The following is a 25804-nucleotide window of genomic DNA, read 5'->3' on the forward strand; positions in this document are numbered from 1 at the left end:
CCGTGCGGTCACTTGACCGCTGACTGGGCGGCGGAGAGGGCGTCCTTCGGGGACTTCGAGCCGCTGAGCGCGGACTGGACCGCCTTCCACAACTGCTCCGAGATCTTCGGGTACTTGGTGCCCAGGTCGTCACTGGTCCGGCCCTTGGCCGCCTTGACCGCCGCCACCCACGGCACGAGGTCCGGCGTGGCCGCCGACTGCTTCTGCTGCACCTCGGCGGTGGGGGCGACGTAGGAGAGCGTGGTGTCGGTGTCGTACAGGTTCTGCGTGCTCGTCAGGCAGGTCGCGAGCTTCTGCGTCGTCGCGTAGCGGGCGGTGCTGCTCTGGACGGGAAGCGTGACGAACTCGCCGCCGGTGGGGGCCGCGGCGCTGCCACCGGCGGCGCCGGGTATGGGCAGGACGCCGTAGTCGAATCCCGCCTTCTTCGCGTTGGCGAGCTGCCAGGTGCCGTTCTCGCTGAACGCGTAGCTGCCGGTCGCGAACTCCTGCCAGCTGGTGGTCTGGGTGTTGTTGAGTACGGAGTTGGGGGCGTAGCCCTTGGCCAGCCAGTCCTTCCACAGCGACAGCGCGGAGACGGCCGCGGGGGAGTCGACGGCGGTGAGCTTCGCGCCCGCGCCCCAGAACCACGGCAGGAACTGGAAGCTGCCCTCCTCCGTGCCGATCGCGGAGAAGGTGATGCCCTTCTTGCCCGCGCTCTTGACCTTCGCCAGCGCCGCGGTCAGCGACGGCCAGTCCTTGACCGTGGTGATGTCGACCCCGGCCGCCTTCAGGATCGTCTTGTTGTAGTAGAGGGCAAGGGTGTTGGCGCCGATCGGGGTGCCGTACGTCTTGCCGGCCGACTGTCCGGCTGCGAGGAGGTTGGGGTCCACGGCCGAGGTGTCGAGCTTGTTGTCGGCGGTCGTGGTGAGCACGCCCGCTTCGGCCAGGGTGGAGACCACCGGGTTGTCGACGATGAGGACGTCGGGGGAGTTGTCCTGCTGTGCGGCGAGAAGCGCCTTGCCCGCCAGGTCGCTGGTGTCGAAGCCGGTGCGCTTGATCTTCACGCCGGCCTTGGTGCCGCAGGCGTCGAGGAGCTTGGTCCAGGCCGAGCCCTTGGCGAACTGTGGGTAGGGGTCCCAGACCGTGTACGTACCGCTGTCCGACGCCTTCGACCCGGTGGATCCCGAGCCGGAGCCGCAGGCGGTGGCGGTGAGAGTGAGGGTGAGGGGCAGGGCCAGGGCGGTGAGGGCTGCGGTGCTGATCCGCCGTGAGGGGGAGCGTTTCATCGCGGGTTCCTTTGTTTTGGACATGCGGGTGCCGAGGCGATGGGTCGAGGGGCGGTGAGCGTGGTTCAGGACCCGGCGGGCCCCGTGCTGGACCGGAGCGAGATGGGCAGGACGAGCAGATGGTGGCGGGGCGGCGCCTCGGGGTCGGCGATCCGCTCGACGAGCAAGTCGACGGCGAGGCGGCCCAGTTCGGCCGCGGGTACGTCCGCCGCGGTGAGCGGCGGGGTCACCGTCTCGGCCCAGCGGGAGGCCACGACCCCGGTGACGGAGAAGTCGCGCGGCACATGGCGGCCGGCCGCCGCCAGGCCCCGGTAGAGGCCGCCGAGCGCCGCTTCGTTCAGGGTGACCAGCGCGGTGGCGGCCGGGTCGGCGTGCAGGATCTGTTCCACACACCTCTGGCCGGAGGCGGCGTCGTCCCCGCAGCAGTACGTACGGACGGTGAGCCCGCGCTCGGCCGCGGCCTTGGTGAAGCCGTCCAGGCCGCGGTGCGCGGATTCGTAGCCCGTGCGCAGCAGTTGCTCGGGCCGGTTGACGAAGGCGACCCGGCGGTGGCCGAGGTCTGCCAGGTGGTGGACGCACGCCTCCACCAGCGCGGTGTGGTCGAGCCCCACCCACCAGCCGCTCTCCGGGTCGGCGGTGCGGCCGATGGCGACGGAGGGGAAGCCCAGGGCGGTCAGATGGTCGACCCGGTCGTCCTCCAGGCGGATCTCCATCAGGATCGCGCCGTCGACCCGCCGCTCGCCCAGCATCCGCTGGAAGGAGCGGTCGCTGTCGACGCCGCTGGGGGACAGCAGGACGTCGTAGTCGTAGGCGGCGGCGGCCTCCACCACGCTGCCGATGAAGTCGAGCTGCATGCCGGTGTAGTGGTTCCCGGCGGGCGGGAAGACCAGGCCGAGCGTGCTGGTGCGCCCGTTGGCCAGGGCGCGGGCACTGGCGCTGGGCCGGTACCCCAGCTCGTCGACGACCTGCTGGATCTTGCGGCGGGTGGCGTCCGAGACAGGGCGCTTGCCGCTCAGTGCGTACGAGACGGTGCTGCGCGAGACACCGGCCCGACGGGCGATCTCACCGATGTTCACGGCGGCTCCTTGAGCGGGATACGAACCGGTTCGGCGCCGGTTGCGGGGAAGTGAGGCGGTGCGGGAGGCGAGGGCTCGGTCGTCGAACCGGTTCGCGTGAAGTGACGGTAGGAAGAGGCCGATCGGCTGTCAACAGGCCGGGACGAACTTTCGAAACGTTGCGGCGGCTGACCGAACTCCCGTTGCGAGAGGGATTGTTGGCCCGGTCTCGCGGTGCTAGCTTCCTCGAACCGGTTCGACGGAGCGATCCTTCCGCCGGTCGGCCCCTCCCTGTGCGCCCCTGGCCGCTGTGGCGCACTTGCGCGAACCGGTTCGACTTGCGCCAACTCCCTGCCCCGACCACAGGATTGAGGACGCAATCCATGCCCCCCGCTGACAGATCGGCCCGCCGCCGGATCCCGGCCGCCGTGGCACTGACCCTCGGTGCGAGCCTGCTGGCCGCACCCTCCTCGCCCGCGCAGGCGGCCGACAGCCTGCAGCCCGCCGCCCGCTACACCTTCGATCAGGACGATCTCAACTCCGGTGAAATAACAGACAGCTCGGGAAACGGACTCACAGCGAGTCTGGTGAACGGCGCCAGTGCCCAGTCCGTCGCAGGCGCCGACGGAGGCAAGGCGCTCGCCCTGCCCGGCGGGGCGGCCACCTCGGACGGCGCTTATGTCCGGCTTCCGCGCGAAGTACTGGGCAGCGCAACGGACTTGACGCTCTCCGCTCGCGTGAAGTGGAGCGGTGACACCTCGCCCTGGCAACGGATCTTCGACGTCGGCACCAACGCCACCAAGTACCTCTTCACGACCCCGTACAACGGCGACGGCCTGTTCCGCACCTCGGTGACGACTGGTGGCGGTGGTGCCGAGGCACAGATCAACGGCTATGCGAAGCTCCCCGCCGACCAGTGGCGGACCGTCACCGTCACCCTCGACACCTCAGTGGGCAGGATCACCACCTACCTCGACGGTGTGGCGGTCTCCTCCGCGGCCACCGGCATCAAGGCCGCCGATCTGCTGGAGAGTTCGGCCACGGCGGCCGGCTACATCGGCAAGTCCTTCTACGCGGACCCCCTGTTCAAGGGCGCGATCGACGACTTCACCGTGTGGCACGCGGCGCTCAGCGCCGACCAGGTGGCGAGCACGGTGGTGGCCCCGCCCACCCTGACCGCGCTCGCGCAGACGTCCTTCACGCTCCGTACGAGCACCGGGACCGCGCCCGCGCTTCCCGTCGCGGTCCGCTCGTCCTTCTCCGACGGCTACGACCGCGACACCCCGGTCACCTGGGACACCGTGCCGCCCGAGAAGTACGCAACGCCGGGGACCTTCACGGTCGCCGGAACCGCGGCCGGACGGAAGGTGACGGCGACCGTGACCGTCGTACCGGAGGGCCGGCTCACCGTCGACCTCGCCTCCGACACCGGCGCTTTCCACGGCGGCGCGTCCGGCACCCTCTACGGCGTCTACGGCCCTGACGTCCCGACGAACAACCTCATCGAGGGCATGGGCCTGCGCACCGTCTCCACCAAGGCGCAGGACGGCCCGCAGCACCCCGGCGCCGACGCCCTCGACGTGGTCAAGCCGCTCGCCGACTCGACCGACGGCGACGTGTACATCTACATGACCGACATCCACCGCGGCTTCCCGTACCAGTGGCCGGGCGACACACCCGCAGAGAAGATCAAGCTCTACAAGGAGAAGATCGCGACCCAGGTCGACCAGGTCCTGAAGCTGCCGGAGCAGTACCGGGACAACATCGTCTTCGTGCCCTTCAACGAGCCCGAGGGCAATATGTTCGGCACCGGCGAGTGGAGCTACAACAAGGTCAGCTGGCTCACCGACCCCGACGACTACTTCGCCGCCTGGGACGACGCGTACCGCCTGATCAAGGGCAAAATGCCCAGCGCCCGCATCGCAGGCCCCAACACCAGCGTCCTCTACTCCCAGGTCAAGGGCTTCCTCACCCACGCCGTCGCCGCCGGCACCCTCCCCGACGTCATCACCTGGCACGAGCTGAGCCACCCCGAGGCGGTGCGCGAGAGCGTCGCGACCTACCGGTCCTGGGAGAAGGACCTGTTCAAGGGCACGGACCGCGAAGGCACCCAACTCCCCGTCAACATCAACGAGTACGCCTTCAACTACCACACCTCCGTACCCGGCCAGATGATCCAGTGGGTCTCCGCGATCGAGGAGTCCAAGGTGGACGCCGACATCGCGTACTGGAACATCGACGGCAATCTCTCCGACTCGGCGGTGCAGTCCAACCGCGGCAACGGCCAGTGGTGGCTGCTGAATTCGTACGCGTCGATGAGCGGACACACCCTGTCGGTGGCCCCACCGTTCCCCGGGACGAACTACACCATGCAGGGCGTCGCCACCCTCGACAAGGACAAGCGGCAGGCCCGGCTCCTCTTCGGCGGGTCCACCGGCAACGGCCACATCACCTTCGCGGACGTCCCCAAGGACCTCTTCGGACAGACCGTCCACGCCTGGGTGCGGGAGATCGGCTGGAGCGGCCAGATCGGCGACTCGTCAGGACCGAAGCTGCTCGCCGAGAAGGACCTGAAGGTGGGTGACGACGGCTCGGTGGACGTCGACTTCGGCGACGGTACGCTGCCGAAACTGAAGGAGTCCTCGGCGTACGAGATCGTCCTCAGCCCGGCCGGCCACGCGAAGGCGACACAGGCCCCGACCGACACCTGGCAGGGGTCGTACGAGGCGGAGGACGCCGCCCATACCGGCACCGGCTACACCAAGAACGGCCCCGAGGGCTCGACCGCCGACGTGTCGAAGTTCTACACCTCCGGCGGTTACGACGTCGGCGGCCTGCGGACCGGCTCGGACGTCACGCTCGACTTCACCGTGGACGTGCCCCAGGACGGCACGTACGACCTGAGCGTGTTCGCCAACTCCCTGAACACCTACGACAAGGTGAAGGACCAGGGCCCGACCAACGTCTTCCTGCGCGTGGACGGGGCAGCGAGCGGCGAGAAGGAACTGAACCTGCCGCTGGGCTACAAGTGGGTGGTCTGGGACCACACCGACACCAAGATCGCCCTGACGAAGGGCAGGCACACCCTCACACTCGCCGCGCGCAGCGCCGACGGCACGCGCGCCACCAAGGGTGACGCCATCGTCGACCGCCTCACCCTCACGCTCCCCGGAGCAACGGCGGGCACGCAGACGTACGAGGGCGAACTGGCCTGGCTCGGCGGCGGGGCACAACCCGTCTACACCCTGCCCGCCGCCCCGGCGAGCGGCTCGGGCGCGGTCCGGCTCCCGAAGGGCGGCACCGCCACCTTCTGGGTCTACTCGCCCGCCGACCGCGAAGCCACCCTCGACGTCGACACCCTCGGCAGCGCGAACGCCCGCCTCGCGGTCAACGGACACGACGTCCTGCACCTGGCCGGGAAGCAGAACCGCGTGGCGGTCTCCCTCTCGGGCGGCCTCAACAAGGTGACCGTGACCGGGAGTTCGGCCTCAACCCTCGTCGACCGCCTCAGAGTCACCCTGACCGAGGACAGGCTCCCGGCGCGTTCGTACGAGGCAGCCGACGCCCAGCTCGCAGGCACCGCGACGCTCACGCCGCTCTCCCTGGCCACCGCAGGAACGGCGATCACCGGTGTGGGCGGCGACCCCGGCAACACCAACACCGCGACCTTCACGGTCACAGCCGACAAGGCCGGCCTCTACGCCCTGCGCATCCGCTACTCCAACACCGAACAGGCCGAGGCCACCCACTACAACCCGGACCCGCTCGCCCGCCACGCCGACATCTCCGTCAACGGCGGTGATCCGGCCCGCGTCGGCTTCCCGCACACCTTCCACCAGAACAACTTCTGGGAGCTGACGGTCCCCGTCCACCTCAAGAAGGGCCAGAACACGATCACCTTCCGCTCCGAGGAACTGCCCAACTTCGACGGCACCACCTACGCCTCGGACACCTTCCCCGGCGTACCGCTCCGCTCCCGCTACGCGCCGCTGATCGACCGGATCACGGTGGCGCCGTACGCACGCGAGGTGCGCTGACCCTGTGCCGATGTGCCTCCGCCGCGTATCAATGCGGCGGAGGCACCGGGCAGTCAGCAGCCGCGTACGTCCTTCGTCAGCACTCCCTGCTCCGTCGCCAGCGTGCGGTCGTAGCACGTGCCGGGAGCGCGCAGCCGGTAGTGCTCACCGGTCGTGGCCACCGCCTTCCGGTCCTCGCGGGCGACGTTGAGGGTGAAGGCGGCGTCACCGTTGTAGGTGTCGTCGATACGGGTGGCGCCGATCCGTGCGTGGTCGCCGATGGACATGATCACGCGCAGCCGGTCGGCGCTGTCGATGGTGAAGCGGCCGTCGAGCGTGTAGGTGCGATCGGTGCGGGAGACATGCCCGTTGGTGGTCACGGCCTGGCGGTCGGTCCACTTCCCGGTCTGGTTGTCGACGGTCTCGTCCGGCGTCCACTGGTGGTCGATCGCCGTGGTGAGGGCCCGCTCGACCGTCGTGGTGACCCGGCCGTGGGAGGTGTTGACGTAACCGCTGACCTTCAGACGGTCGGCGCCGTCGGTCGCCAGATGCCGCTGCGTGCCGTCGGTGAAGGTGTTGTGGACCGCAGGATCGGCCTTCTCGTACGAGGTCAGGGCCCCCGTCACCACCGACTTGTGCGCGTCCTGCCACACCAGGATGTTCGTCGGCGCGCTCCACCCGGACTGCCCGGCCGGAACCCCGGCGACCGACACGTCGACCGAGTGCGCCTTGCCGTCGTTGAGCAGACCCGCGTACGGGGTGAGGTCGACGGTCAGCGGCCGCACGTCGAACGCGGTGGGCGAGGGAATCACCGACCACAGATACGGCGAACCGCCGCCCGTCCACACATTCGGGTACGGCGAGGCGATCCCGGCGACCTTGCCGTCGACGCTCACCTGCACCTCGCGGTACGGGCCGCTGTCGCCGGCCTGGCAGGAGTACGAGGCGTCGGGGGTGGTCGCCGAGTACCAGAACTCCTCGCAGCCGCCGCCCGATCCGGTGGCGTACACCTCGGCGAGGATCCGCTCGGAGTTGCGCGGCGTGGTCAGCGAGGTGCCGAGCGGGATGACCTGGTCGGGGACGGAGGAGGCGGCGCGGGCGGAGCCGTGGGCGGCGTAGAAGGTGAGCGTCACCTTGACGTCGAAGATGCCCGTGTAGGTGTCGTTGACAACGTTACCTATGAGCATGCTGACGGGCTGGGGGCTGCTCAGGGTCTTCTCGTACTGGGTCACGTCCTTCTCGACCGACCAGTTGATCCCGTCCTGCGAGGGCTCGGGCGTGGACGTACGGAAGATGTGCACACCTCCGATGTCCAGATACCCGAGGCGGTCGTACTGCCGCCCCTTCACGTTCCCGTCCATCCGCAGAACCACCTTGGACCAGCGCCCGGGGGAGCCGCAGGCGGTGGGCGGGGTGTAGGTGCCGGTGTACGGGGTGAAGTCCTTGAACTGCGCCTCCGCGACCGTGACCGAGCACGACTTGGTGTGCGGCGTGGCGATGGGCGGGGCAGCGGTCACGGGGTCGTGGTAGTCGGTCCCGAACACCGGCGGAACGGTGACCGCGGAGGCGGGGGTACCGCTCACGGCCAGTCCGAGAGCGGCGAGCAGGCTGGTCAGCAGCATCGTGGATCTCATGCGTCTCATACGACGCAGTGAACATGCGCGGACCAGCCTGCTACGGGGAGTTGGTCAACTTGTGATCGGAGCTTTCACGCGCCGCTCTCGCGGAGCATGTCCTCGCGCTCGACGAGCTTGACGCGCTCGCGGCCCTGCGGCTCGCCCAGTGCCTTCTCCGCGGCGTCCAGCTTGTACCAGCCCTCCCAGGTGGTGAAGCGGACCTCGCGCTCGGTGAGGAAGGCGTCGACGGCCTCGGGCGCCGGGGCGGCCGGGGCCCGGAGGCGGCCCTCCGAGTGGTCAGCCAGGAGGTTGGCGACGGTCTCGTTGGCGTCGCCCTTGGTGTGGCCGATCAGGCCGACCGGGCCGCGCCGGATCCACCCCGTCACGTACGTCGACGCGACGTGTGCGCCGGAGCCGTCGATCACCCGGCCGCCCTCGTCGGGGACGGTGCCCGAGGCGGCGTCCCAGGGGAGCTTCGGCAGTTCGTCGGAGAGGTAGCCGACCGCGCGGTAGACCGAGCCCAGGTCCCAGTCCTTGAAGACGCCGGTGCCCTTTACGTTGCCGGTGCCGTCCAGCTCGGTGCGCTCGGTCCGCAGGCCGGTGACCTGGCCGTCCTCGCCGAGGATCTCCACCGGGGACTCGAAGAAGTGCAGGAACAGCTTGTGCGGGCGCGTGCCCACGTCGCGGATCGCCCAGTTCTCCAGCGTCTTGGCGACCATGTCGGCCTGCTTGTTGCCGCGCCGGGTGGTGATCGACCCCTCGTCGTAGTCGATGTCCTCGGGGTCGACGATGACCTCGATGGTCGGGGAGTGGTCCAGCTCGCGCAGCTCCATCGGGCTGAACTTGGCCTGCGCCGGGCCGCGCCGGCCGAAGACGTGGATCTCGCGGGCGCGATTGGCCTTCAGGCCGTCGTACACGTTGGCCGGGATCTCGGTGGGCAGCAGCTCGTCGGCGGTCTTGGCGAGGATGCGGGCCACGTCGAGCGCCACGTTGCCGACGCCGAGTACGGCGACCTTCTCGGCGTCGAGGGGCCAGGTGCGCGGGACGTCGGGGTGGCCGTCGTACCAGGAGACGAAGTCGGCGGCGCCGTAGGAGCCGTCGAGGTCGATGCCGGGGATCGTCAGCGCGCGGTCGGCCGTGGCGCCCGTGGAGAAGATCACCGCGTCGTAGAACGAGCGCAGGTCGTCGAGGGAGATGTCGCTCGGGTAGTCGACATTGCCGAAGAGACGGACCTGCGGCTTGTCGAGCACCTGGTGCAGCGCGGCGACGATGCCCTTGATCCGCGGGTGGTCGGGTGCCACGCCGTAGCGGATCAGTCCGAACGGGGCGGGCATCCGCTCGAAGAGGTCGATGGAGACGCCGGGAGCGGCGGCGGTGTCCGACTTGAGCAGCGCGTCTGCGGCGTAGATCCCTGCGGGTCCGGCTCCGACGATCGCTACCCGCAGGGGGCGAGGCATGTTCAGGTTCCCTTCGAGGGCGCTGGTGAGAGGTGGGTGTGGTGGGCCACCTGATGTCCGACTCTAAACTAAGGCAAGCCTAAGTCGACAGGCGGGGTCGGTAAGGGGGGCCCGTTCGAGACTTCGTTCCATGGATGCGGGGGTTCTGCCGCCCGCCTTCAGGTCTTGGCGTCAGCACGGGGGAGAGGGTGTTCTGTCCAACCCTCTTGACAGGTTCACGGCCTTCCAACACTGTGGGAGCGCTCCCAAGGCTTCATGTTTCGCAGCACCCCCACCAGAGCCGCGTGGAGGGGCCGGCGGTCCCGAACCCGGGTCGGACCCGGATCAGGGGCCTCGGCGCTCACGCGTAACGGAGAGAGGATCCAGCGATGACGCTGGCGCCAGCACCCCCGTACAGAAGCCGGCACCGGAGCATTCGGCGTGGTCTGACCGCCGCGTTGATCACCGCTGCCACTGTGCTGCTCCCGGTCACTGCCGCCGGGGCGGCACCGACCGGGACCGCAGTCGCTGCCGCGTCCCCCACGCTGAACGAACTGGCCGCGGCCAAGGGCCGCTACTTCGCCTCGGCCACCGACAACCCCGAGCTGACCGACACCTCGTACACCGCCACCCTGGGCAGCGAGTTCGGGCAGATCACGCCCGGCAACTCGATGAAGTGGGACACCACGGAGCCGCAGCGCGGCCAGTTCAGCTTCGCCAAGGGCGACGCGGTCGTCAGCTTCGCGCAGGCGCACGGCCAGGACGTACGCGGCCACACCCTGGTCTGGCACAGCCAATTGCCCGGCTGGGTCTCCGCGCTTCCCGCGAGCGAGGTGCGCGCGGCCATGGAGAGCCACATCGCCGGTGAGGCCGGTCATTACAAGGGCCGGATCAAGGCCTGGGACGTGGTCAACGAGCCGTTCAACGACGACGGGACGTACCGGACCTCGCCGTTCTATAACGCGATGGGCAAGGACTACATCGCCTACGCGCTGCAGGCCGCCCACGCCGCGGACCCGGGCGCGAAGCTCTACATCAACGACTACAACACCGACGGTCTCGGCGCGAAGAGCGACGCCATGTACAACCTGGTCAGGGACCTGAAGGCGCAGGGCGTGCCCATCGACGGCGTGGGCTTCCAGGCCCATCTGGCCGTCCAGTACGGCTTCCCTACGCAGATGCAGCAGAACCTCCAGCGCTTCGCCGACCTCGGCGTGGACGTGGCCGTCACCGAGCTCGACGTACGGATGGTGCTGCCCGCCGACGCCACGAAGCTCGCGGCACAGTCCGACTACTACCGCCGGGTCACCGAGGCCTGCCTGGGCGTATCCCGCTGCGTCGGGATCACGATCTGGGACTACACGGACAAGTACTCGTGGGTCCCGGGCACCTTCTCCGGCCAGGGGCTGGCCTGCCTGTGGGACGCGAACCTCCAGCCGAAACCGGTGCTCGACGTGGTGCGTACGGCACTTGGTGCCACTGGAAGCGGTGATACGACAGCGCCGTCGGTGCCTGCGGGCCTGACGGTGACCGGCACGTCGTCGTCGTCGGTGTCGCTGTCGTGGACGGCTTCGACCGACAGCGTCGGGGTGACGGGCTACGACATCTTCCGTGGTGGCACGCAGGTGGGTTCCTCGACGGGCACGTCGTTCACCAACTCGGGTCTGTCGGCGTCGACTTCGTACAGCTTTACCGTGCGGGCGAAGGATGCTGCGGGCAATGTGTCCGCTCAGTCGTCGCCGGTGACGGGGGCGACCACCGCCGGTTCAGGTGGTGGCGGCTCGCTCAAGGTGCAGTACAAGAACAACGACTCCGCGGCCGGGGACAACCAGATCAAGCCCGGGTTGCAGCTGGTGAACACGGGCAGCGGCGCGGTCGCACTGTCTTCGGTGAAGATCCGTTACTGGTTCAGCGGTGAGGCGGGTTCCTCGAACTACTCGGCATGGTGCGACTACGCGGTCGTCGGCTGCGGGTCCCTGAGCCAGTCCGTCAGCTCCTCCGGCTCGTCCACGGCAGGTGCCGATCATTACCTCGAAGTCGGCTTCTCCTCCGGGTCGTTGGCGGCCGGGGCCTCCTCGGGCGAGATGCAGTTGCGGTTCGCCAAGAGCGACTGGTCGAACTTCAGCGAGGCCGACGACTACAGCCGGGGTACCAACACGTCCTTCGCGGACGCCCCGAAGATCGGCGTCTACGTGAACGGCACGCTCGTCTGGGGCGCCGCCCCCTAGCCCCCGATCGTGCCGCCGCACCGGTGACCCGGAGCATCCCCGGTGCGGCGGCACCCCCCTTCCGAGCACGGACCCCTACCCCCGCACGCCCTCATCCCCCTGGAGGACTTGTGCCACATCCCCGGATATCCCCCCGACCCCTCTCGCTCGCCGGACGGCTGCGCGGCGCACTCGCCGGCGCGACCGCCGCGCTGCTGCTCGCCGGAGCAGCGCTGATCGGCGGCGCGGCACCGGCCGCCGCGGCCACCGTGAGCGACTGCACCCCATGGGGCTTCACCTCACTGCAGAACGACACGTACGCCTACCAGCAGAACGAGTGGAACTCCACCGCCCAGCAGTGCGCGAGCATCGACACCACCACCGGCGCCTGGACCGTCACCTCGGCCAACTTCAACCTCCCCACCAACGGCGCCCCGGCCACGTACCCGTCCACCTTCAAGGGCTGCCACTGGGGCACCTGCACCTCCGGCAGCGGACTGCCGATCAAGGTCTCGGACCTCGGCTCGGCCACCACCTCGTGGTCGACGACGCAGGTCGCGTCCGGTGTGTACGACGTGGCGATGGACATCTGGTTCAACTCCACGCCCGTTGCCGCCGACCAGCCGGACGGCACCGAGGTGATGGTCTGGATGAACCGCCGCGGCGGCGTCCAGCCGATCGGCTCGCGCACGGCGACGGTGTCGCTCGGCGGTCTGACCTGGGACGTGTGGACGGGGCCCGGAGCCTCGGGCTGGAAGGTCGTCTCCTACGTCCTCCAGAACGGTGCCACCTCGTTCACCGATCTGAACCTCAAGGCGCTCTTCGACGACTCGGTCGCCCGCGGTCAGATCAACCCCGCGCACTACCTCATCGACGCCGAAGCCGGATTCGAGATCTGGCAGGGAGGCCAGGGCCTGGCCTCCAACAGCTTCTCCTTCTCGGCGAGTTCGCGCTCCACCGGCGGCGACACCCAGGCCCCGACCGTGCCGGCCGGACTCACGGTGACCGGCACGACGCCCTCCGGCGCCTCCCTCTCGTGGGCGGCCGCGACCGACAACACGGGTGTGACGGGCTACGACGTGTTCCGCGGCGGTACGCAGGTGGGCACGGTCTCCGGCACCACGTTCACGGACTCCGGGCTCACCGCCTCGACCGCGTACAGCTACACGGTGCGCGCACACGACGCCGCCGGGAACGTCTCCGCGCAGTCGTCCCCGGTCACGGCCACGACCCGGCCGGGCAGCACGGGCGGCGGCGGATCGCTGAAGGCGCAGTACAAGAACAACGACTCCTCCGCAGGCGACAGCCAGATCAAACCGGGCCTGCAACTCGTCAACACCAGTACGGCGGCGGTGGATCTCTCCCGCGTGACCGTCCGCTACTGGTTCACCGGTGAGAGCGGTTCGTCGTCGTACAGCACCTGGTGCGACTGGGCCGCCATCGGCTGCAACCGCCTGACGCAGAAGGTCACCGCGCTGTCCGGCGCCCGCCCCGGCGCCGACCGCTACCTGGAGGTCGGCTTCACCGCCGGCAGCAGCCTCGCGGCGGGCGCATCGACCGGCGAGGCGCAGCTCCGCCTCAACAAGAGCGACTGGTCGAACTTCAGCGAGGCCGACGACTACAGCCGCTCCACCACCGCGTCCTTCGCGGACGCGCCCAAGATCACCGTCTATCTGGACGGTCAGCTCGCGTACGGCATCGAACCCTGATATCCCCCGAAAGGAATACGAGAGCCGCGATGAGGATACGAAGAAGCACAGGAAGAGGCAGTGGAGCAGGGCTCCGGCGCAAGCTGGCCGCCGTCCTCCCCGTCCTCGCGCTCGGCGCGACGCTGAGCGTCGCCCTGCCCGCGACGCACGCCGCAGCGGCGGCCCGCGTGGACAACCCGTACGTGGGCGCCACCGGATATGTGAACCCGGACTGGTCGGCGAAGGCCGCCGCCGAGCCCGGCGGTTCGGCCATCGCCAACACCCCCTCGTTCGTCTGGATGGACCGCATCGCGGCCATCACCGGCACCACCGCTGGTCGTGGACTGCGCGCCCACCTGGACACCGCGCTCGCCCAGGGAGCGACGCTGTTCCAGGTCGTCATCTACGACCTGCCCGGCCGCGACTGTTCGGCACTGGCCTCCAACGGAGAGCTCGGTCCGACGGATCTCGCCCGGTACAAGGCCGAGTACATCGACCCGATCGCGCAGATCCTCGGCGACTCCAAGTACGCGAGCCTGCGCATCGCCGCCCTCATCGAGCCCGACTCGCTGCCGAACATCGTCACCAACGCCGACCAGCAGGCCGGTGCGACCGACGCGTGCCGCGTCATGAAGGCCAACGGCAACTACGAGAAGGGTGTGGGCTACGCCCTGCACACCCTCGGCGCGATTCCCAATGTCTACAACTACATCGACGCGGGCCACCACGGCTGGCTCGGCTGGGACACCAACCTCGCCCCGGCCGTCGACGAGTTCAAGAAGGCCGCGACGAGCGAGGGCGCGACCGTCGCCGACGTCACGGGCTTCATCGTGAACACGGCCAACTACACGGCCCTGAAGGAGACCAACTTCAAGGTCACCGACTCGGTGAACGGCACGACCGTACGCCAGTCGAAGTGGGTGGACTGGAACCAGTACGTGGACTCGCTGTCGTACGCCCAGGGGCTGCGCTCCCTGGCGATCAGCCGCGGCGGCTTCGACGCGAACATCGGGATGCTGATCGACACCGCCCGCAACGGGTGGGGCGGCGCCGCGAGGCCCACTGCCCCCGGCCCGCTGACGAGCGTCGACGACTATGTCAACGGTGGCCGCATCGACCGCCGTATCCATGCCGGCAACTGGTGCAACCAGGTCGGGGCGGGCGTCGGTGAACGCCCGAAGGCGGCTCCGGAAGCAGGGATCGACGCATACGTCTGGGCCAAGCCCCCGGGCGAGTCGGACGGCAACAGTGAGCCCATCGCGAACGACGAGGGCAAGGGCTTCGACCGGATGTGCGACCCGACGTACACCGGCAACGCGCGCAACGGCAACAACCTGACCGGCGCCATGTCCGGGGCCCCGCTCGCCGGGCACTGGTTCTCCGCACAGTTCCAGCAGCTCCTGGCCAACGCCTACCCGCCGATCGGCGGAGGCAGCAGTGACACGACGGCGCCGTCGGTGCCGGCGGGTCTGACGGTGACCGGCACGACCTCGTCGTCCGTGTCGCTGTCGTGGACGGCTTCGACCGACAACGTGGGCGTGACGGGGTACGACATCTACCGCGGCGGCACGCTCGTCGGTTCGTCTACGGGCACGACGTTCACCAACACCGGTCTGTCGGCGTCGACCGCATACAGCTTCACGGTGCGGGCCAAGGACGCGGCCGGCAATGTGTCGGCGCAGACCTCGGCGGTGAGCGGGACGACCGCGGCCGGCACCGGTGACACGACAGCGCCTTCGGTGCCTGCGGGTCTGACGGTGACCGGCACGACCGCGTCGTCCGTCTCGCTGTCGTGGACGGCCTCGACGGACAACGTGGGGGTGACGGGCTACGACATCTTCCGGGCAGGGACGCAGGTGGGTTCCTCGACGGGCACGACGTTCACCAACTCGGGTCTGTCGGCGTCCACTCCCTACAGCTTCACCGTGCGGGCGAAGGACGCGGCGGGCAATGTGTCCGCCCAGTCCTCGCCGGTGACCGGGACGACCACGGCCGGTTCGGGTGGTGGCGGATCGCTCAAGGTGCAGTACAAGAACAACGACTCGGCGGCCGGCGACAACCAGATCAAGCCGGGCTTGCAACTGGTGAACACGGGCACCGGCGCGGTCGCGCTGTCGTCGGTGAAGATCCGCTACTGGTTCAGCGGCGAGGCCGGTTCCTCGACGTACTCCACGAACTGCGACTACGCGGTGATGGGCTGCGGTGCGCTGAGCCAGTCGGTCGGCACCTCGGGGTCGAGCACCACAGGCGCCGATCGCTACCTCGAAGTCGCCTTCTCCTCCGGGTCGTTGGCGGCGGGCGCCTCCTCGGGCGAGATGCAGCTGCGGTTCAACAAGAGCGACTGGTCGAACTTCAGCGAGGCCGACGACTACAGCCGGGGCACCGGCACATCCTTCTCGGACGCCCCGAAGATCGGCGTCTATGTGAACGGCACGCTGGTCTGGGGCACCGCCCCGTGAGCTAGCACGCCCTGAAGCACCAACTGCCCCCGGTGCGGGGCCCATGCGGCGCGAGCCGCACCCGCACCGGGGGCTTCCTTCCGTACGTCATCGAAACGCTTCGACAAGGACTTCGTACGTCATGGACAGACGACGCTTCATCGGCCTCGCGACGATCACCCTCGCGACCGTCACCACCCCGATCCTCACGCGTTCCCCGCGCGCCTACGCGGCGGACGCCCCCGGCGCGCTCGCCGCCGAAGCGGCCACCACCTGGAAGAACGTCCAGATCTACGGCGGCGGCTTCATCCCCGGCATCATCTTCAGCCAGACCCGCCAGAACCTCCTCTACGCCCGCACCGACATCGGCGGCGCCTACCGCTGGGACACCGCGACCGGCTCCTGGATCCCGCTGCTCGACTGGGTCGGCAACGACCACTGGGGCTGGAACGGCGTCGTCAGCATGGCCATCGACGAGTCCGCCCCCGACAAGGTCTACGCGGCCGCAGGGATGTACACCAACAGCTGGGACCCGGGCAACGGCGCCGTGCTGCGCTCCGCCGACCTCGGCGCCACCTGGCAGGCCACCCAGCTCCCCTTCAAGCTCGGCGGCAACATGCCGGGCCGCGGCATGGGCGAGCGCCTCGCCGTCGACCCCAACGACGGCCGCGTCCTCTACCTCGGAACGCCCAGCGGCAACGGCCTGTGGCGCTCCACCGACGCGGGCGTCACCTGGGCCAAGGTGACGGCCTTTCCCAACCCCGGTACGTACAGGGCCGATCCGAGCGACACCTCCGGCTACAACAACGACCTCCAGGGCGTCGTCTGGGTCACGTTCGACAAGACCACCGGCAGTGCGGGGGTCAAGAGCCGGCACATCTACGTGGGCGTGGCCGACAAGGACAACACCGTCTACCGCTCCACCGACGGCGGCACCACCTGGGCCGCCCTGGTCGGCGCCCCCACCGGATACATCGCCCACAAGGGCGTCCTCGACCACGTCAACGGCCGCCTGTACCTGGCCACTTCGGACACGGGCGGCCCGTACGACGGCGGCAAGGGCGACGTGTGGAAGTACGACATCGCGGCCACCACCTGGACCCGGATCAGCCCCGTCCCCTCCACCAGCGCCGACGCCTACTACGGCTACTCGGGCCTCTCCGTGGACCGCAAGAATCCCAACACGCTGATGGTCGTCACCCAGATGTCCTGGTGGCCCGACATCATCGTCTTCCGCTCGACCGACGCGGGCGCCACCTGGACCCGCATCTGGGACTTCGGCGGCTCGTCCCGTACGTTCCGCTACACCCAGGACATCAGCGAGGTCCCGTGGCTCACCTTCGGCTCCAACCCCGCGCCGCCGGAGGTCACTCCGAAGCTCGGCTGGATGACGGAGTCGCTGGAGATCGACCCGTTCGACTCGAACCGGGTGCTGTACGGCACCGGGGCGACGATCTACGCCTCCACCAACCTCACCAACTGGGACAAGGGAACGCAGTTCACCATCAAGCCCATGGTGAAGGGCCTGGAGGAGACGTCCGTCCTGGACCTCGTCAGCCCGCCCAGTGGCAGCGCGAGCCTGCTCTCGGCGCTCGGTGACATCGGCGGGTTCAGGCACACCGACCTGACCAAGGTCCCCGCGCTCATGTTCACCTCGCCCAACCTGTCCAGCACCACCTCGATCGACTTCGCCGAGCTCACCCCCTCGGTCATGGCGCGCGTCGGCAACGTCGACAAGAGCAACAACCCCCAGGTCAACCGCGCCGGCTTCTCCAGCGACGGCGGCGCCACCTGGTGGCAGGCGAGCAGCGAACCGGCCGGTGTCACCGGCGGCGGCACGGTCGCCGTGGCGGCCGACGGTTCGGCAGTGCTGTGGAGCCCGCAGGGCGCGGCAGTGCAGCGTACGACGACAACCGGCAGCTCCTGGAGCGCCGTCGGCAGCCTCCCGCAGGGTGCGCTGGTGCGTGCGGACCGGGCGAAGGCGACGGTGTTCTACGCATGGTCGGCGGGCGCGTTCTACGCGTCCACGGACGGCGGGGCCACCTTCGCCAGGACCTCGGCGAGCGGACTGCCCTCGGACAAGGCCGGGTTCAAGCCCGTACCCGGAAAGCAGGGCGAGATCTGGCTGACGGGCACCGGCGGACTGTGGCACTCGACGGACGGCGGCGCGAGCTTCACGAAGCTCGCGGGCGTCACCTCGGGCGTGAACCTCGGTTACGGCAAGGCCGCCCCGGGCCGTACGAACGTGGCCGTCTACCTGGCCGGTACCGTCGGCGGCGTCTCCGGGGTCTTCGCCTCCGACGATGCGGCGGCCACCTGGCGCCGCGTCAACGACGACCTGCACCAGTGGGGAAACATGGGCGAGGCGGTCACCGGCGATCCGCGTGTGTACGGCCGCGTCTACGTCGGCACGAACGGCCGCGGCATCGTCTACGCGGACTCCCCGGGCAGTACGTCACCGGGCGGCGACACCACCGCCCCCTCAACCCCTGCAGGCCTTGCGGCGACCGCCCACACGGCCACCACCGTGGCTCTCGCCTGGACGGCTGCGACGGACGACGTCGGGGCCACCGGCTACGACGTCCTGCGCGACGGCACGGCGGTGGGTTCGACCGCCTCGACCGCGTACACGGACACCGCCCTGACCCCGTCGACCGCGTACGCCTACCGGGTGCGCGCCAAGGACGCCGCGGGCAACGTCTCCGCGCTGTCCGCCGCGGTGACGGTCACCACCGACGCGGGCGGCGGCGGCTCCACCGGCACGGTGAAGGCGCAGTACAAGAACAACGACAGCTCGGCGTCCGACAACGCGATCAGACCGGGCCTCCAGCTGGTCAACACCGGTACGGGCGCGCTCACTCTGGCGCAGACGGTGATCCGCTACTACTTCACCGGGGAGGCGGGAGCGGCCACGTACAGCACGTGGTGCGACTGGGCGCAGCTGGGCAGCGGGAACATCACGCACAAGGTCGTCGCCCTGGCGTCGCCGGTGTCCGGCGCCGACCACTACCTGGAGGTCGGGTTCGCGTCCGGCGCGGGAAGTCTGGCCGCGGGGGCTTCGACGGGTGAGATCCAGATGCGGCTCAACAAGACCGACTGGTCGAACTTCGGCGAGGCCGACGACTACAGCCGGGGCACCAACACGTCCTTCGCGGATGCCCCGAAGATCACCGTCCACGTCAACGGCACCGTGGCCTGGGGGACCGCACCGTAGAAGCCGGGAACGCCGGACACCTGGGAGAACTTGGCCCTGAACGAGCTCGGCACCCGATGACCCGCACTAGCCGCCCTCGGTCAGCAGTTCGTCGAATCGGGCCCAGCCCTCCCAGGTCCAGACGTCGGTGTCCGGATCCGCGCGCAGCGGTACGAAGCGGCCGAGCTCGAAGTCGTCGGAGCCGGCGGACACGTCGAACCAGTGCTCGTCGGCTACTTCGGTCCCCAGGCCCACCGTCCGGGCAGTCAGCCTGACCAGTAATTTCACTCCGGTGGCCGCCGAGAGATCCTTGCCCTGAATGTGCGCGACGGGCAGGGCGTCGAGCGGGGCGTCGACGGGGATCCAGACGGTGAAGGGGGCGCCGCGCTCCACCGCGAGCCAGGACCGTTCATCCGCCCGCTCGCCCTTCTCGTCGAGGACCTTGAGCCACTTCTTGTAGATGACCTGGGTGTTGTCGTACGGGGAGCTCTCCAAGTAGCGCAGATGGGCGCGGGCCCGCAGATCGACCACCGAAAGGTTGTCGAAGTGGTTGTAGAAGCGCACCGCGATCACCGCGTCCTCGGGGTCGTGCCCCTCCAGGACCGGGAAATCGGTCGTGCGTCCCGGTGAGATGCTGGCCCGCCGCCGCCACACGAACGGGCGCAGTGCGAACAACTTGACCAGGACGATTCCCAGCAGCACCGCCGGCACCAGCGCCCCGGTCACCGAGGCGAACGTGGCGAGCAGTGCGTGAGAGAGGCTGCCGGGCTCGGGGCTGAGGCTGTCCGTGCCGACGCAGGCGCGCAGCGCCGCGAGGGTGATGTCGAGCAGGCCCACCGTGTCGCCGAACCGCCGGCCGAGTCCCTGGGGTGAGTCCTCGGTGAGTGTCCAGGCCACCGCGATGGCCACGGCCAGGACGAACAGCGACCCCAGAGCCATGAACATCAGGGCGTGCACCGACTGTCCGGCGATCCACCAGCGAACCGATGTCCGATAGCGCGGATGCGCCGAGGGGCGCCGCACGCGCCACGTCGAAGGTCTCAACTCCAGCCCCCTGAAAGCCCGTTCGCACGCAGGAGGGGGTTCTTTCCCTGCGATCGGTCCAGCCAATCTCCAAGGCGCTGACAGCTCCGCCGGCCAAATGGAGCGGGATCCGATGTGGAAGGCTGTGCCTACCGCACGACCCCGATCCTGAAGGGTGTTGGCCGTGGAGGACCGAAGCCTCAAAGCGCTGGGCCTGGACGACGTTCCGGCCAAGCAGCCCCTCACGTACCCGGGCCGTCCGGCCGTGGAGCCCGCCCTGCTCTCCGGCGACGAGTTGCTGCCGCTCGAGGTGAGGCGGCAGCGGCTCGGCGACTGGCGCGTGTCCCGGGGCCGGCGCCTGGACGAGGCGCTGCGCGAGCTGGGCCAGGTGGGCGCGGGCCACCGGTACCCGGTGATCGCGGTGGGCTCCAACGCCTCTCCCGGCCAGGTCAGTTACAAGCTGACCCGCCTCGGCATCCCGGCGACGGTCCCGATGGTTCCGGTCTGGGTCCAAGGGGTCGGGGTCGGCTGTTCGGGCCACATCAGCCCGGCCGGCTATGTCGCGGGTACCCCGTACATCGACCGGTCCTCGCGCACCTCGCTGGTGGTGGCCTGGCTGGATGCCGCTCAGCTGAAGGCCGTGGACGACACCGAATTCCCCGACTACCGGCGGGCGATACTGCCGGGTGACGAGTTCGACATGGTCATGCCCTCCGGGGAGCGGCTCGGCGGGGCGTACATCTACTTCAGTGCGCACGGAGTCCTCGCGGGCCCCGACGGGCGCCCCAGGCAGGGCGGCGGCGACCAGTCCGCGCTGCTTGCCGCGCTGCTCGCCGATTCGGCGGAACTGCGGGAGCTCCTCGGCCCCGATCCGGCCTCCTGGGTGTCGAAGGCGGGCGCTGACCGGGCGGTGCGCGAGCGTGGCACGGGGATCTTCGGCGCGACGGGCCGGGTCCTCCCGCAGAGCGACTTCCTGCCCTACGTGGACGACTCCGGAGACCTCCGGCTCTACGACGACCTGCCTCCGCTGGCCGGTTCCCTCCCGTCGATGACGTAGGCCCGGGGCACCGCTCCCTGAGTACGGCCGGCGAGGAGATCGCCGCAGAAGGAGTGGATGGCGCGGTTGACGGTCTCGGGGCGCTCCCACGGCATGAAGTGCCCGGCGCCCCTGACCCAGAACGGGCCGACCGCTTCCGGGAGGGCGATCGCGCACCGCTCCTCGACGTGGTCGCCCAGGGTCACCTGGTCGGCGCCGATCAGCACCAGGGCCCGCTGCCGGACCGGACGGTCGATCATCTCCGGGGCCGACAGCGGGCGGGTGCCCATGACGACCTCGTAGTCGGCGAAGGAGGCGCGCAGCCGGGCCGCGTCCGCGTACGGCTCGGTCAGGAAGGCGAGTTCGTCCTCGCCGAAGGCGTCGGGCGGGCACCACATGCGGTGCCCGTAGAACTCGCTTACGTAGCGCCGCCGTTGCTCGGGCGTACGCAGCTCAGCGATGAGGGCGTCGGCGTGGTGCCCCTGGCGGCGCTGGTAGTCGTGGACAGCCGGCCGGGGTCGGGCCGCCGGGATGCCCGCGGCCGCGAACGCCTCGGGCAGGTCCGGCATGGAGTCGTCCAGGATCACCAGGCGGTCGACCCGTCCCGGGTGGCGGTTGGCCAGGTCGACGGCGATCATCGCGCCCAGATCGTGCCCGGCGACGACGGCGCGGTCCCAGCCGAGCGCGTCGAACAGGCCGGTCAGGTCGGTGTTGAAGGCGTTGAAGTCGTAGAAGCCGTCGGGCGCGAAATCCGAGTCGCCGTAGCCGCGCAGGTCCGGTGCGACGACGTCGAACCCCGCCTCGGCCAGCGGGAGAAGGTTGTGCGACCAGATGCGGCTCGTGCAGGGGAAGCCGTGGACCAGCAGCAGCGGAACGCCGCCCTCCCCACGGCGCCGTACCGCCAGGTGGTGCCCCTGGCGGACTTCGATCCTTACGGGCGCGACGACTTCGGCGGGGAGAGCCATGCGCTTGTTCTAGTCCACGGGGATCACCGCGTACAGCAAGGAGTACGCGTACGCAAAAAGCGGATCTGTGGATGCAATTTGGCGACACTCTGACAAAAAAACCTTGCACGAGCCTGGTGGCGCGAGGCCCGGGGACTCTACTGTCACCTCACCCCCGCGCCTCCGCTCTGCGAGAAAAGAGCTGTCGATGTCACGGAGTACCAGCACCAGAACCGCCAGATCGCTGTGGAGACCCTGTGCCGCCGTCGTCCTCGCGACGGCGGCCGTCGCCGCCCTCGGGCTCGGCGGAAGCAGCGCCGCCCTCGCGGACACCGGCACGGCCCGCGCCCCGGCCGTCACGCGTGCCGCCCTCGACCCCTCGCTCGTCGCGGGTCGCGGCGCCGACCTCGGCCTCGACGAGCAGGAGGCGGAGAACGCGGCGACGAACGGCACCGTCATCGGGCCCGACCGCAGCGCGTACACGCTTCCCGCGGAAGCCTCCGGCCGCAAGGCGGTGAAGCTCACGCCGGGCCAGTACGTCGAGTTCACGCTTCCCCGCACCGCCAACGCCGTCACCGTGCGCTACAGCATCCCGGACGCCCCCGGCGGCGGAGGCATCACCGCCCCGCTCGACGTCACGGTGAACGGCAAGCGCAATGCCACCATGACGCTCACCTCGCAGTACGCCTGGCTCTACAACCAGTACCCGTTCAGCAACGACCCCGGCGCGGGTCTGCTGCACTCCGACTGGTGGATCACCGAGTGCTCCTGCGTACCCGACGCGACGACCCCAACTCCCGTGATCAGCAAGCCCTTCCGCCCGAATCACTTCTACGACGAGCAGCGCCTCCTCCTCGGCCGCACCTACCGCGCCGGTGACACGGTCCGCCTCACCGTCCCCGCCGGGAGCCGCGCCGCCTGGACCGTCATCGACGTCCTCGACTCGCAGCGCGTCGGACTGCCGCACATCGACCTCAGGGCGGCGAACGTCCTGGCCTTCGGCGCCGACCCGACCGGCCGCCGCGACTCGGCCGACGCGATCGACCGCGCCATCGCCTTCGCCCAGCGCAAGCACCTCAAGGTCTATGTCCCGCCCGGCACTTACCAGGTGAACCGCCACATCGTCGTCGACAACGTGACGATCGAGGGCGCCGGCAGCTGGTACACGATCTTCAAGGGCCGCCAGATCACCCTCTCCACCCCGGCGCCCGACGGATCCGTGCACACCGGTGTCGGCTTCTACGGCAAAGACGCCTCGGCCGGCGGCAGCCACAACGTCCACCTCTCCGGCTTCGCCATCGAGGGCGACGTGCGTGAACGCATCGACACCGACCAGGTCAACGGCGTCGGCGGCGCGATGAGCGACTCCACCGTCGACGGGCTCTACATCCACCACACCAAGGTGGGGCTGTGGTTCGACGGGCCGATGACGAAGACGGCCGTCACGAACAACGTCATCGCCGACCAGATCGCAGACGGCCTCAACTTCCACACCGGGGTCACCGATTCGACGGTCTCCAACAACTTCGTCCGCAACACCGGCGACGACGGACTCGCCATGTGGTCGGAGAAGAAGGAGAACGCCCGCAACACCTTCGCCCACAACACCGTCCAGTCCCCGGTCCTCGCCAACGGCATCGCGATCTACGGCGGCACCGACAACACCGTCACCGGCAACCTGATTGCCGACCCCGTCCGCGAAGGCAGCGCCCTCCACGTCGGATCGCGCTTCGGCGCAGAGGCGTTCACCGGAAAGCTGTCGATCACCGACAACACCACGGTCCGCTCCGGCACGTACGAACTGAACTGGAACATCGGCCTCGGCGCCATCTGGCTCTACGCGCTGGAGAAGAACATCGACGCCGACATCGAGGTGGCCGGCGACCACTTCCTCGACAACACCTACAACGCGATCGTGCTGGTCAGCGACTTCCCGGTGAAGGACCTCTACTCGATCAGAGGCGTCCACTTCAAGGACATCAGGGTCGACGGCACCGGCACCTCCGTCGTCAGCGCGAGGTCGGCCGGATCCGCGTCGTTCGAGAACGTCGACGCCCGCAACGTGGGCGCCGTCGGCGTCAACAACTGCGGATCGTTCCACTTCACCCCGGCCGGCTCGGAGTTCGCCCTCACCGATCTCGGCGGCAACGACGGGGGCGGCACCACAGGCCCCTGGCTGGCGCCCTGGGAACTGCCGAACACCATCACCTGCGACGACCGCCCGCCGGTCGTCCCGCCGGCGCCGCCGTCCGCCTGGTGACCCCGGTGCGGAGCGGCCCTCAGGACCGCTCCGCACCGACCACCCACATCCCGGGGTCCGTGGGCAGGGGCGTCACGGAGACATTCCGGAAGCCGGTGTTCCACAGCGTTTCCCGTACCAGGTCCAGGCCGGAGGGCGAGGCCGGGGCGGGCGGCCGCGGGCAGACGAAGGCGAGGCGGCCGCCCCGGCGCAGGCCGTGGGCGATGTTGCCGAAAGCCCTGGTCCGGTCGGCGAAGAGCGGCACTCCTCCGCAGCTGATCGCCACGTCGTAGAAGCCCTTGAGGAAGGGGTGGACCTCGGCGTCCCCCCATATGTAGAAGGTGTTCGTGAGACGGTCCCGGGTGCTGCGCAGGGTGGCCGAGCGCAGCAGCGCCTGCGAGTTGTCCAGACCGACGACCCGGCCCTGCGGGGCGCGCCGGGCGGCCTGGCGGGTGAGCAGCCCGGCGCCGCAGCCGAAGTCCAGGACGTGATCCGTCCCGGTGATCGAGGCCGCCGCGAACAGCGCCTCATAGAGGCCCTCGGGCCCGGCGGGGTACCGGCCGGCGGGTGCGGGCCGGAGCGCTGCGACGGTGTTCATACGGACTGCCCCTCGATACGGGCGACGGCGGTGATCGCGCCGTACGCGACGAGATGGACCAGACAGTGGTCACGGTGCTCCGGACGGCGCCAGGCGGCGACGTCCTCGTCGGTGATGCGGTACGGAGCCAGCGCGGCCAGCAGCGCGAGCCGGGCCCCCGGGCGCTCGGCCCGGTCCGGAAGCCAGCCCCCGCTCAGCTCGGGGTGACTGCCGTCCCAGGCGGCGACCGTCTTGGTCACGAGCTCCTGGTCGTCGTCCGAGAGCAGGCCCGCACCGGCGCAGGCAGCCGTGAGCAGTGCCGCGTACGCCGTACCCACCGGGGTGCCGGCCGCCCACGAGGGCTCGGCGACCTGGACGTCGTCGAGCAGGGCGAGACTGTCACCGGGGCGCAGTTCACGGCGTACGGCACCCGCGACGGTGCGCCCCGCCAGGCTCCGTACACACCGGAACCGCTGCACATTGCCGGGCAGCATGTTCTCCGTCACCAGCGACGACACGATCCGGTTGATGAAGTGGAACGCGAGCGCGGTCCCGAGATACGCGGGGGTGTGCTCCGGGGCGAAGGGCTTCGGCGCCCGTACGTTCTTGCCCCAGGCCAGCAGCCCCGCCTGGTAGGGGTCGGCGGGCACGTCGTCGCGGCCCACGGTCTCCGCGAGACGGTGGTCGCCGGTGGCGTGCAGCAGCACGGTGTGCGCGTCGATGCAGAACGGGCAGCGATTGGCTCGGGAGACCCCGGCGGCGACGAGCTCCTTCTCCGTACGACGCGCGGCACCCACCAGGAGCGACTCGCGCATCAGCGCCCACGCGGCGGTCAGGATCGTCGGGGCGTCGGACAGCACGACGAACGTCGCCGGGTTGTCGATGCCGAAGTCGGAGCTCATCTGCGCGTAGGCCTCGGCGACGACGCCCGTCGCGGACTTGGGCGGGGCGGGCTTGGTGTAGCGGAACGGTCCGTTGGATGTCATGGCGACGATGGTGTCCGGGAGGGCGGGTCCGGGTCGTCGTACGGCCGGAGGCAGTTGGGGCTGCGCCCGGTGGGCGGGACGGCGC

The 25804-nt window shown here is 69.7% G+C and carries 15 protein-coding genes; 7 read left to right on the plus strand and 8 right to left on the minus strand.

Annotated features, from left to right (window positions below):
- Positions 1 to 8 precede the first annotated feature (8 nt).
- On the minus strand, positions 9 to 1265 hold the full coding sequence (locus OG707_RS33785; RefSeq protein WP_329125156.1) for a sugar ABC transporter substrate-binding protein: 1257 nt from the start codon (positions 1263 to 1265) through the stop codon (positions 9 to 11).
- Between the two features lie 65 nt (positions 1266 to 1330).
- Positions 1331 to 2341 carry a LacI family DNA-binding transcriptional regulator gene (locus OG707_RS33790; RefSeq protein ID WP_329125158.1) on the minus strand — a complete coding sequence of 337 codons (1011 nt, stop codon included), beginning with the start codon at positions 2339 to 2341 and terminating at the stop codon, positions 1331 to 1333.
- 362 nt (positions 2342 to 2703) lie between these two features.
- On the opposite strand from OG707_RS33790, the gene OG707_RS33795 reads away from it, so the two are divergent.
- Complete coding sequence (locus OG707_RS33795; RefSeq protein ID WP_329125160.1) at positions 2704 to 6357, plus strand: LamG-like jellyroll fold domain-containing protein; 3654 nt, start codon at positions 2704 to 2706, stop codon at positions 6355 to 6357.
- 53 nt (positions 6358 to 6410) lie between these two features.
- Here OG707_RS33795 and OG707_RS33800 read toward each other — a convergent pair whose 3' ends face one another.
- Both OG707_RS33800 and OG707_RS33805 read right to left on the minus strand, forming a co-directional pair.
- A complete protein-coding gene (locus OG707_RS33800) occupies positions 6411 to 7979 on the minus strand; it encodes a peptide-N4-asparagine amidase (RefSeq protein WP_329125162.1) in 1569 nt (522 codons plus the stop codon).
- A 65-nt stretch (positions 7980 to 8044) separates the two neighbouring features.
- Positions 8045 to 9409, minus strand: coding sequence for an FAD-dependent oxidoreductase (locus tag OG707_RS33805; RefSeq protein WP_329125164.1), 1365 nt, complete (start codon positions 9407 to 9409; stop codon positions 8045 to 8047).
- A 368-nt stretch (positions 9410 to 9777) separates the two neighbouring features.
- Here OG707_RS33805 and OG707_RS33810 point away from each other — a divergent pair, with 368 nt between their 5' ends.
- From OG707_RS33810 to OG707_RS33825, 4 genes are all read left to right on the plus strand, one after another.
- Entirely contained in the window at positions 9778 to 11616 is a 1839-nt protein-coding gene (locus OG707_RS33810) for an endo-1,4-beta-xylanase (RefSeq protein WP_329125166.1), read from the plus strand.
- Between the two features lie 110 nt (positions 11617 to 11726).
- The gene (locus tag OG707_RS33815) at positions 11727 to 13304 is read left to right on the plus strand and encodes a GH12 family glycosyl hydrolase domain-containing protein (protein ID WP_329125168.1); all 1578 of its coding nucleotides are present in this window, start codon (positions 11727 to 11729) and stop codon (positions 13302 to 13304) included.
- Positions 13305 to 13333: 29 nt separating this feature from the next.
- The gene (locus tag OG707_RS33820) at positions 13334 to 15742 is read left to right on the plus strand and encodes a glycoside hydrolase family 6 protein (RefSeq protein ID WP_329125170.1); all 2409 of its coding nucleotides are present in this window, start codon (positions 13334 to 13336) and stop codon (positions 15740 to 15742) included.
- A gap of 121 nt (positions 15743 to 15863) precedes the next feature.
- A complete protein-coding gene (locus OG707_RS33825) occupies positions 15864 to 18935 on the plus strand; it encodes a cellulose binding domain-containing protein (protein ID WP_329125172.1) in 3072 nt (1023 codons plus the stop codon).
- A 66-nt stretch (positions 18936 to 19001) separates the two neighbouring features.
- Here OG707_RS33825 and OG707_RS33830 read toward each other — a convergent pair whose 3' ends face one another.
- Positions 19002 to 19958, minus strand: coding sequence for a hypothetical protein (locus tag OG707_RS33830; RefSeq protein ID WP_329125174.1), 957 nt, complete (start codon positions 19956 to 19958; stop codon positions 19002 to 19004).
- A gap of 163 nt (positions 19959 to 20121) precedes the next feature.
- Here OG707_RS33830 and OG707_RS33835 point away from each other — a divergent pair, with 163 nt between their 5' ends.
- Positions 20122 to 20994: a hypothetical protein gene (locus OG707_RS33835; RefSeq protein WP_329125176.1), complete on the plus strand. Its 873-nt coding sequence runs from the start codon at positions 20122 to 20124 to the stop codon at positions 20992 to 20994.
- On the opposite strand, the gene OG707_RS33840 is transcribed toward OG707_RS33835, so the two are convergent.
- On the minus strand, positions 20946 to 21938 hold the full coding sequence (locus OG707_RS33840) for an alpha/beta fold hydrolase (protein ID WP_329125178.1): 993 nt from the start codon (positions 21936 to 21938) through the stop codon (positions 20946 to 20948). The genes OG707_RS33835 and OG707_RS33840 overlap by 49 nt on opposite strands.
- A 187-nt stretch (positions 21939 to 22125) precedes the next feature.
- Between OG707_RS33840 and OG707_RS33845 the strand changes: the two genes are divergently transcribed.
- Positions 22126 to 24177: a glycosyl hydrolase family 28-related protein gene (locus OG707_RS33845; protein ID WP_329125180.1), complete on the plus strand. Its 2052-nt coding sequence runs from the start codon at positions 22126 to 22128 to the stop codon at positions 24175 to 24177.
- 19 nt (positions 24178 to 24196) lie between these two features.
- Here OG707_RS33845 and OG707_RS33850 read toward each other — a convergent pair whose 3' ends face one another.
- Both OG707_RS33850 and OG707_RS33855 read right to left on the minus strand, forming a co-directional pair.
- A complete protein-coding gene (locus OG707_RS33850) occupies positions 24197 to 24754 on the minus strand; it encodes a class I SAM-dependent methyltransferase (protein ID WP_329125182.1) in 558 nt (185 codons plus the stop codon).
- A complete protein-coding gene (locus tag OG707_RS33855; RefSeq protein WP_329125184.1) occupies positions 24751 to 25719 on the minus strand; it encodes a carboxymuconolactone decarboxylase family protein in 969 nt (322 codons plus the stop codon). Before OG707_RS33855 ends, OG707_RS33850 begins: the two co-directional genes overlap by 4 nt.
- Between the last annotated feature and the right edge of the window lie 85 nt (positions 25720 to 25804).

Source organism: Streptomyces sp. NBC_01465, assembly GCF_036227325.1.
GTDB lineage: Bacteria > Actinomycetota > Actinomycetes > Streptomycetales > Streptomycetaceae > Streptomyces.

Excerpts from the sequence above, each read along its gene's own strand:
- OG707_RS33845 (WP_329125180.1), top strand. The coding sequence starts at position 22,126 with ATGTCACGGAGTACCAGCACCAGAACCGCCAGATCGCTGTGGAGACCC.
- OG707_RS33810 (WP_329125166.1), top strand. The coding sequence starts at position 9,778 with ATGACGCTGGCGCCAGCACCCCCGTACAGAAGCCGGCACCGGAGCATT.
- OG707_RS33855 (WP_329125184.1), bottom strand. The coding sequence starts at position 25,719 with ATGACATCCAACGGACCGTTCCGCTACACCAAGCCCGCCCCGCCCAAG.
- OG707_RS33795 (WP_329125160.1), top strand. The coding sequence starts at position 2,704 with ATGCCCCCCGCTGACAGATCGGCCCGCCGCCGGATCCCGGCCGCCGTG.
- OG707_RS33805 (WP_329125164.1), bottom strand. The coding sequence starts at position 9,409 with ATGCCTCGCCCCCTGCGGGTAGCGATCGTCGGAGCCGGACCCGCAGGG.
- OG707_RS33800 (WP_329125162.1), bottom strand. The coding sequence starts at position 7,979 with ATGAGACGCATGAGATCCACGATGCTGCTGACCAGCCTGCTCGCCGCT.
- OG707_RS33825 (WP_329125172.1), top strand. The coding sequence starts at position 15,864 with ATGGACAGACGACGCTTCATCGGCCTCGCGACGATCACCCTCGCGACC.
- OG707_RS33850 (WP_329125182.1), bottom strand. The coding sequence starts at position 24,754 with ATGAACACCGTCGCAGCGCTCCGGCCCGCACCCGCCGGCCGGTACCCC.
- OG707_RS33840 (WP_329125178.1), bottom strand. The coding sequence starts at position 21,938 with ATGGCTCTCCCCGCCGAAGTCGTCGCGCCCGTAAGGATCGAAGTCCGC.
- OG707_RS33785 (WP_329125156.1), bottom strand. The coding sequence starts at position 1,265 with ATGAAACGCTCCCCCTCACGGCGGATCAGCACCGCAGCCCTCACCGCC.
- OG707_RS33820 (WP_329125170.1), top strand. The coding sequence starts at position 13,334 with ATGAGGATACGAAGAAGCACAGGAAGAGGCAGTGGAGCAGGGCTCCGG.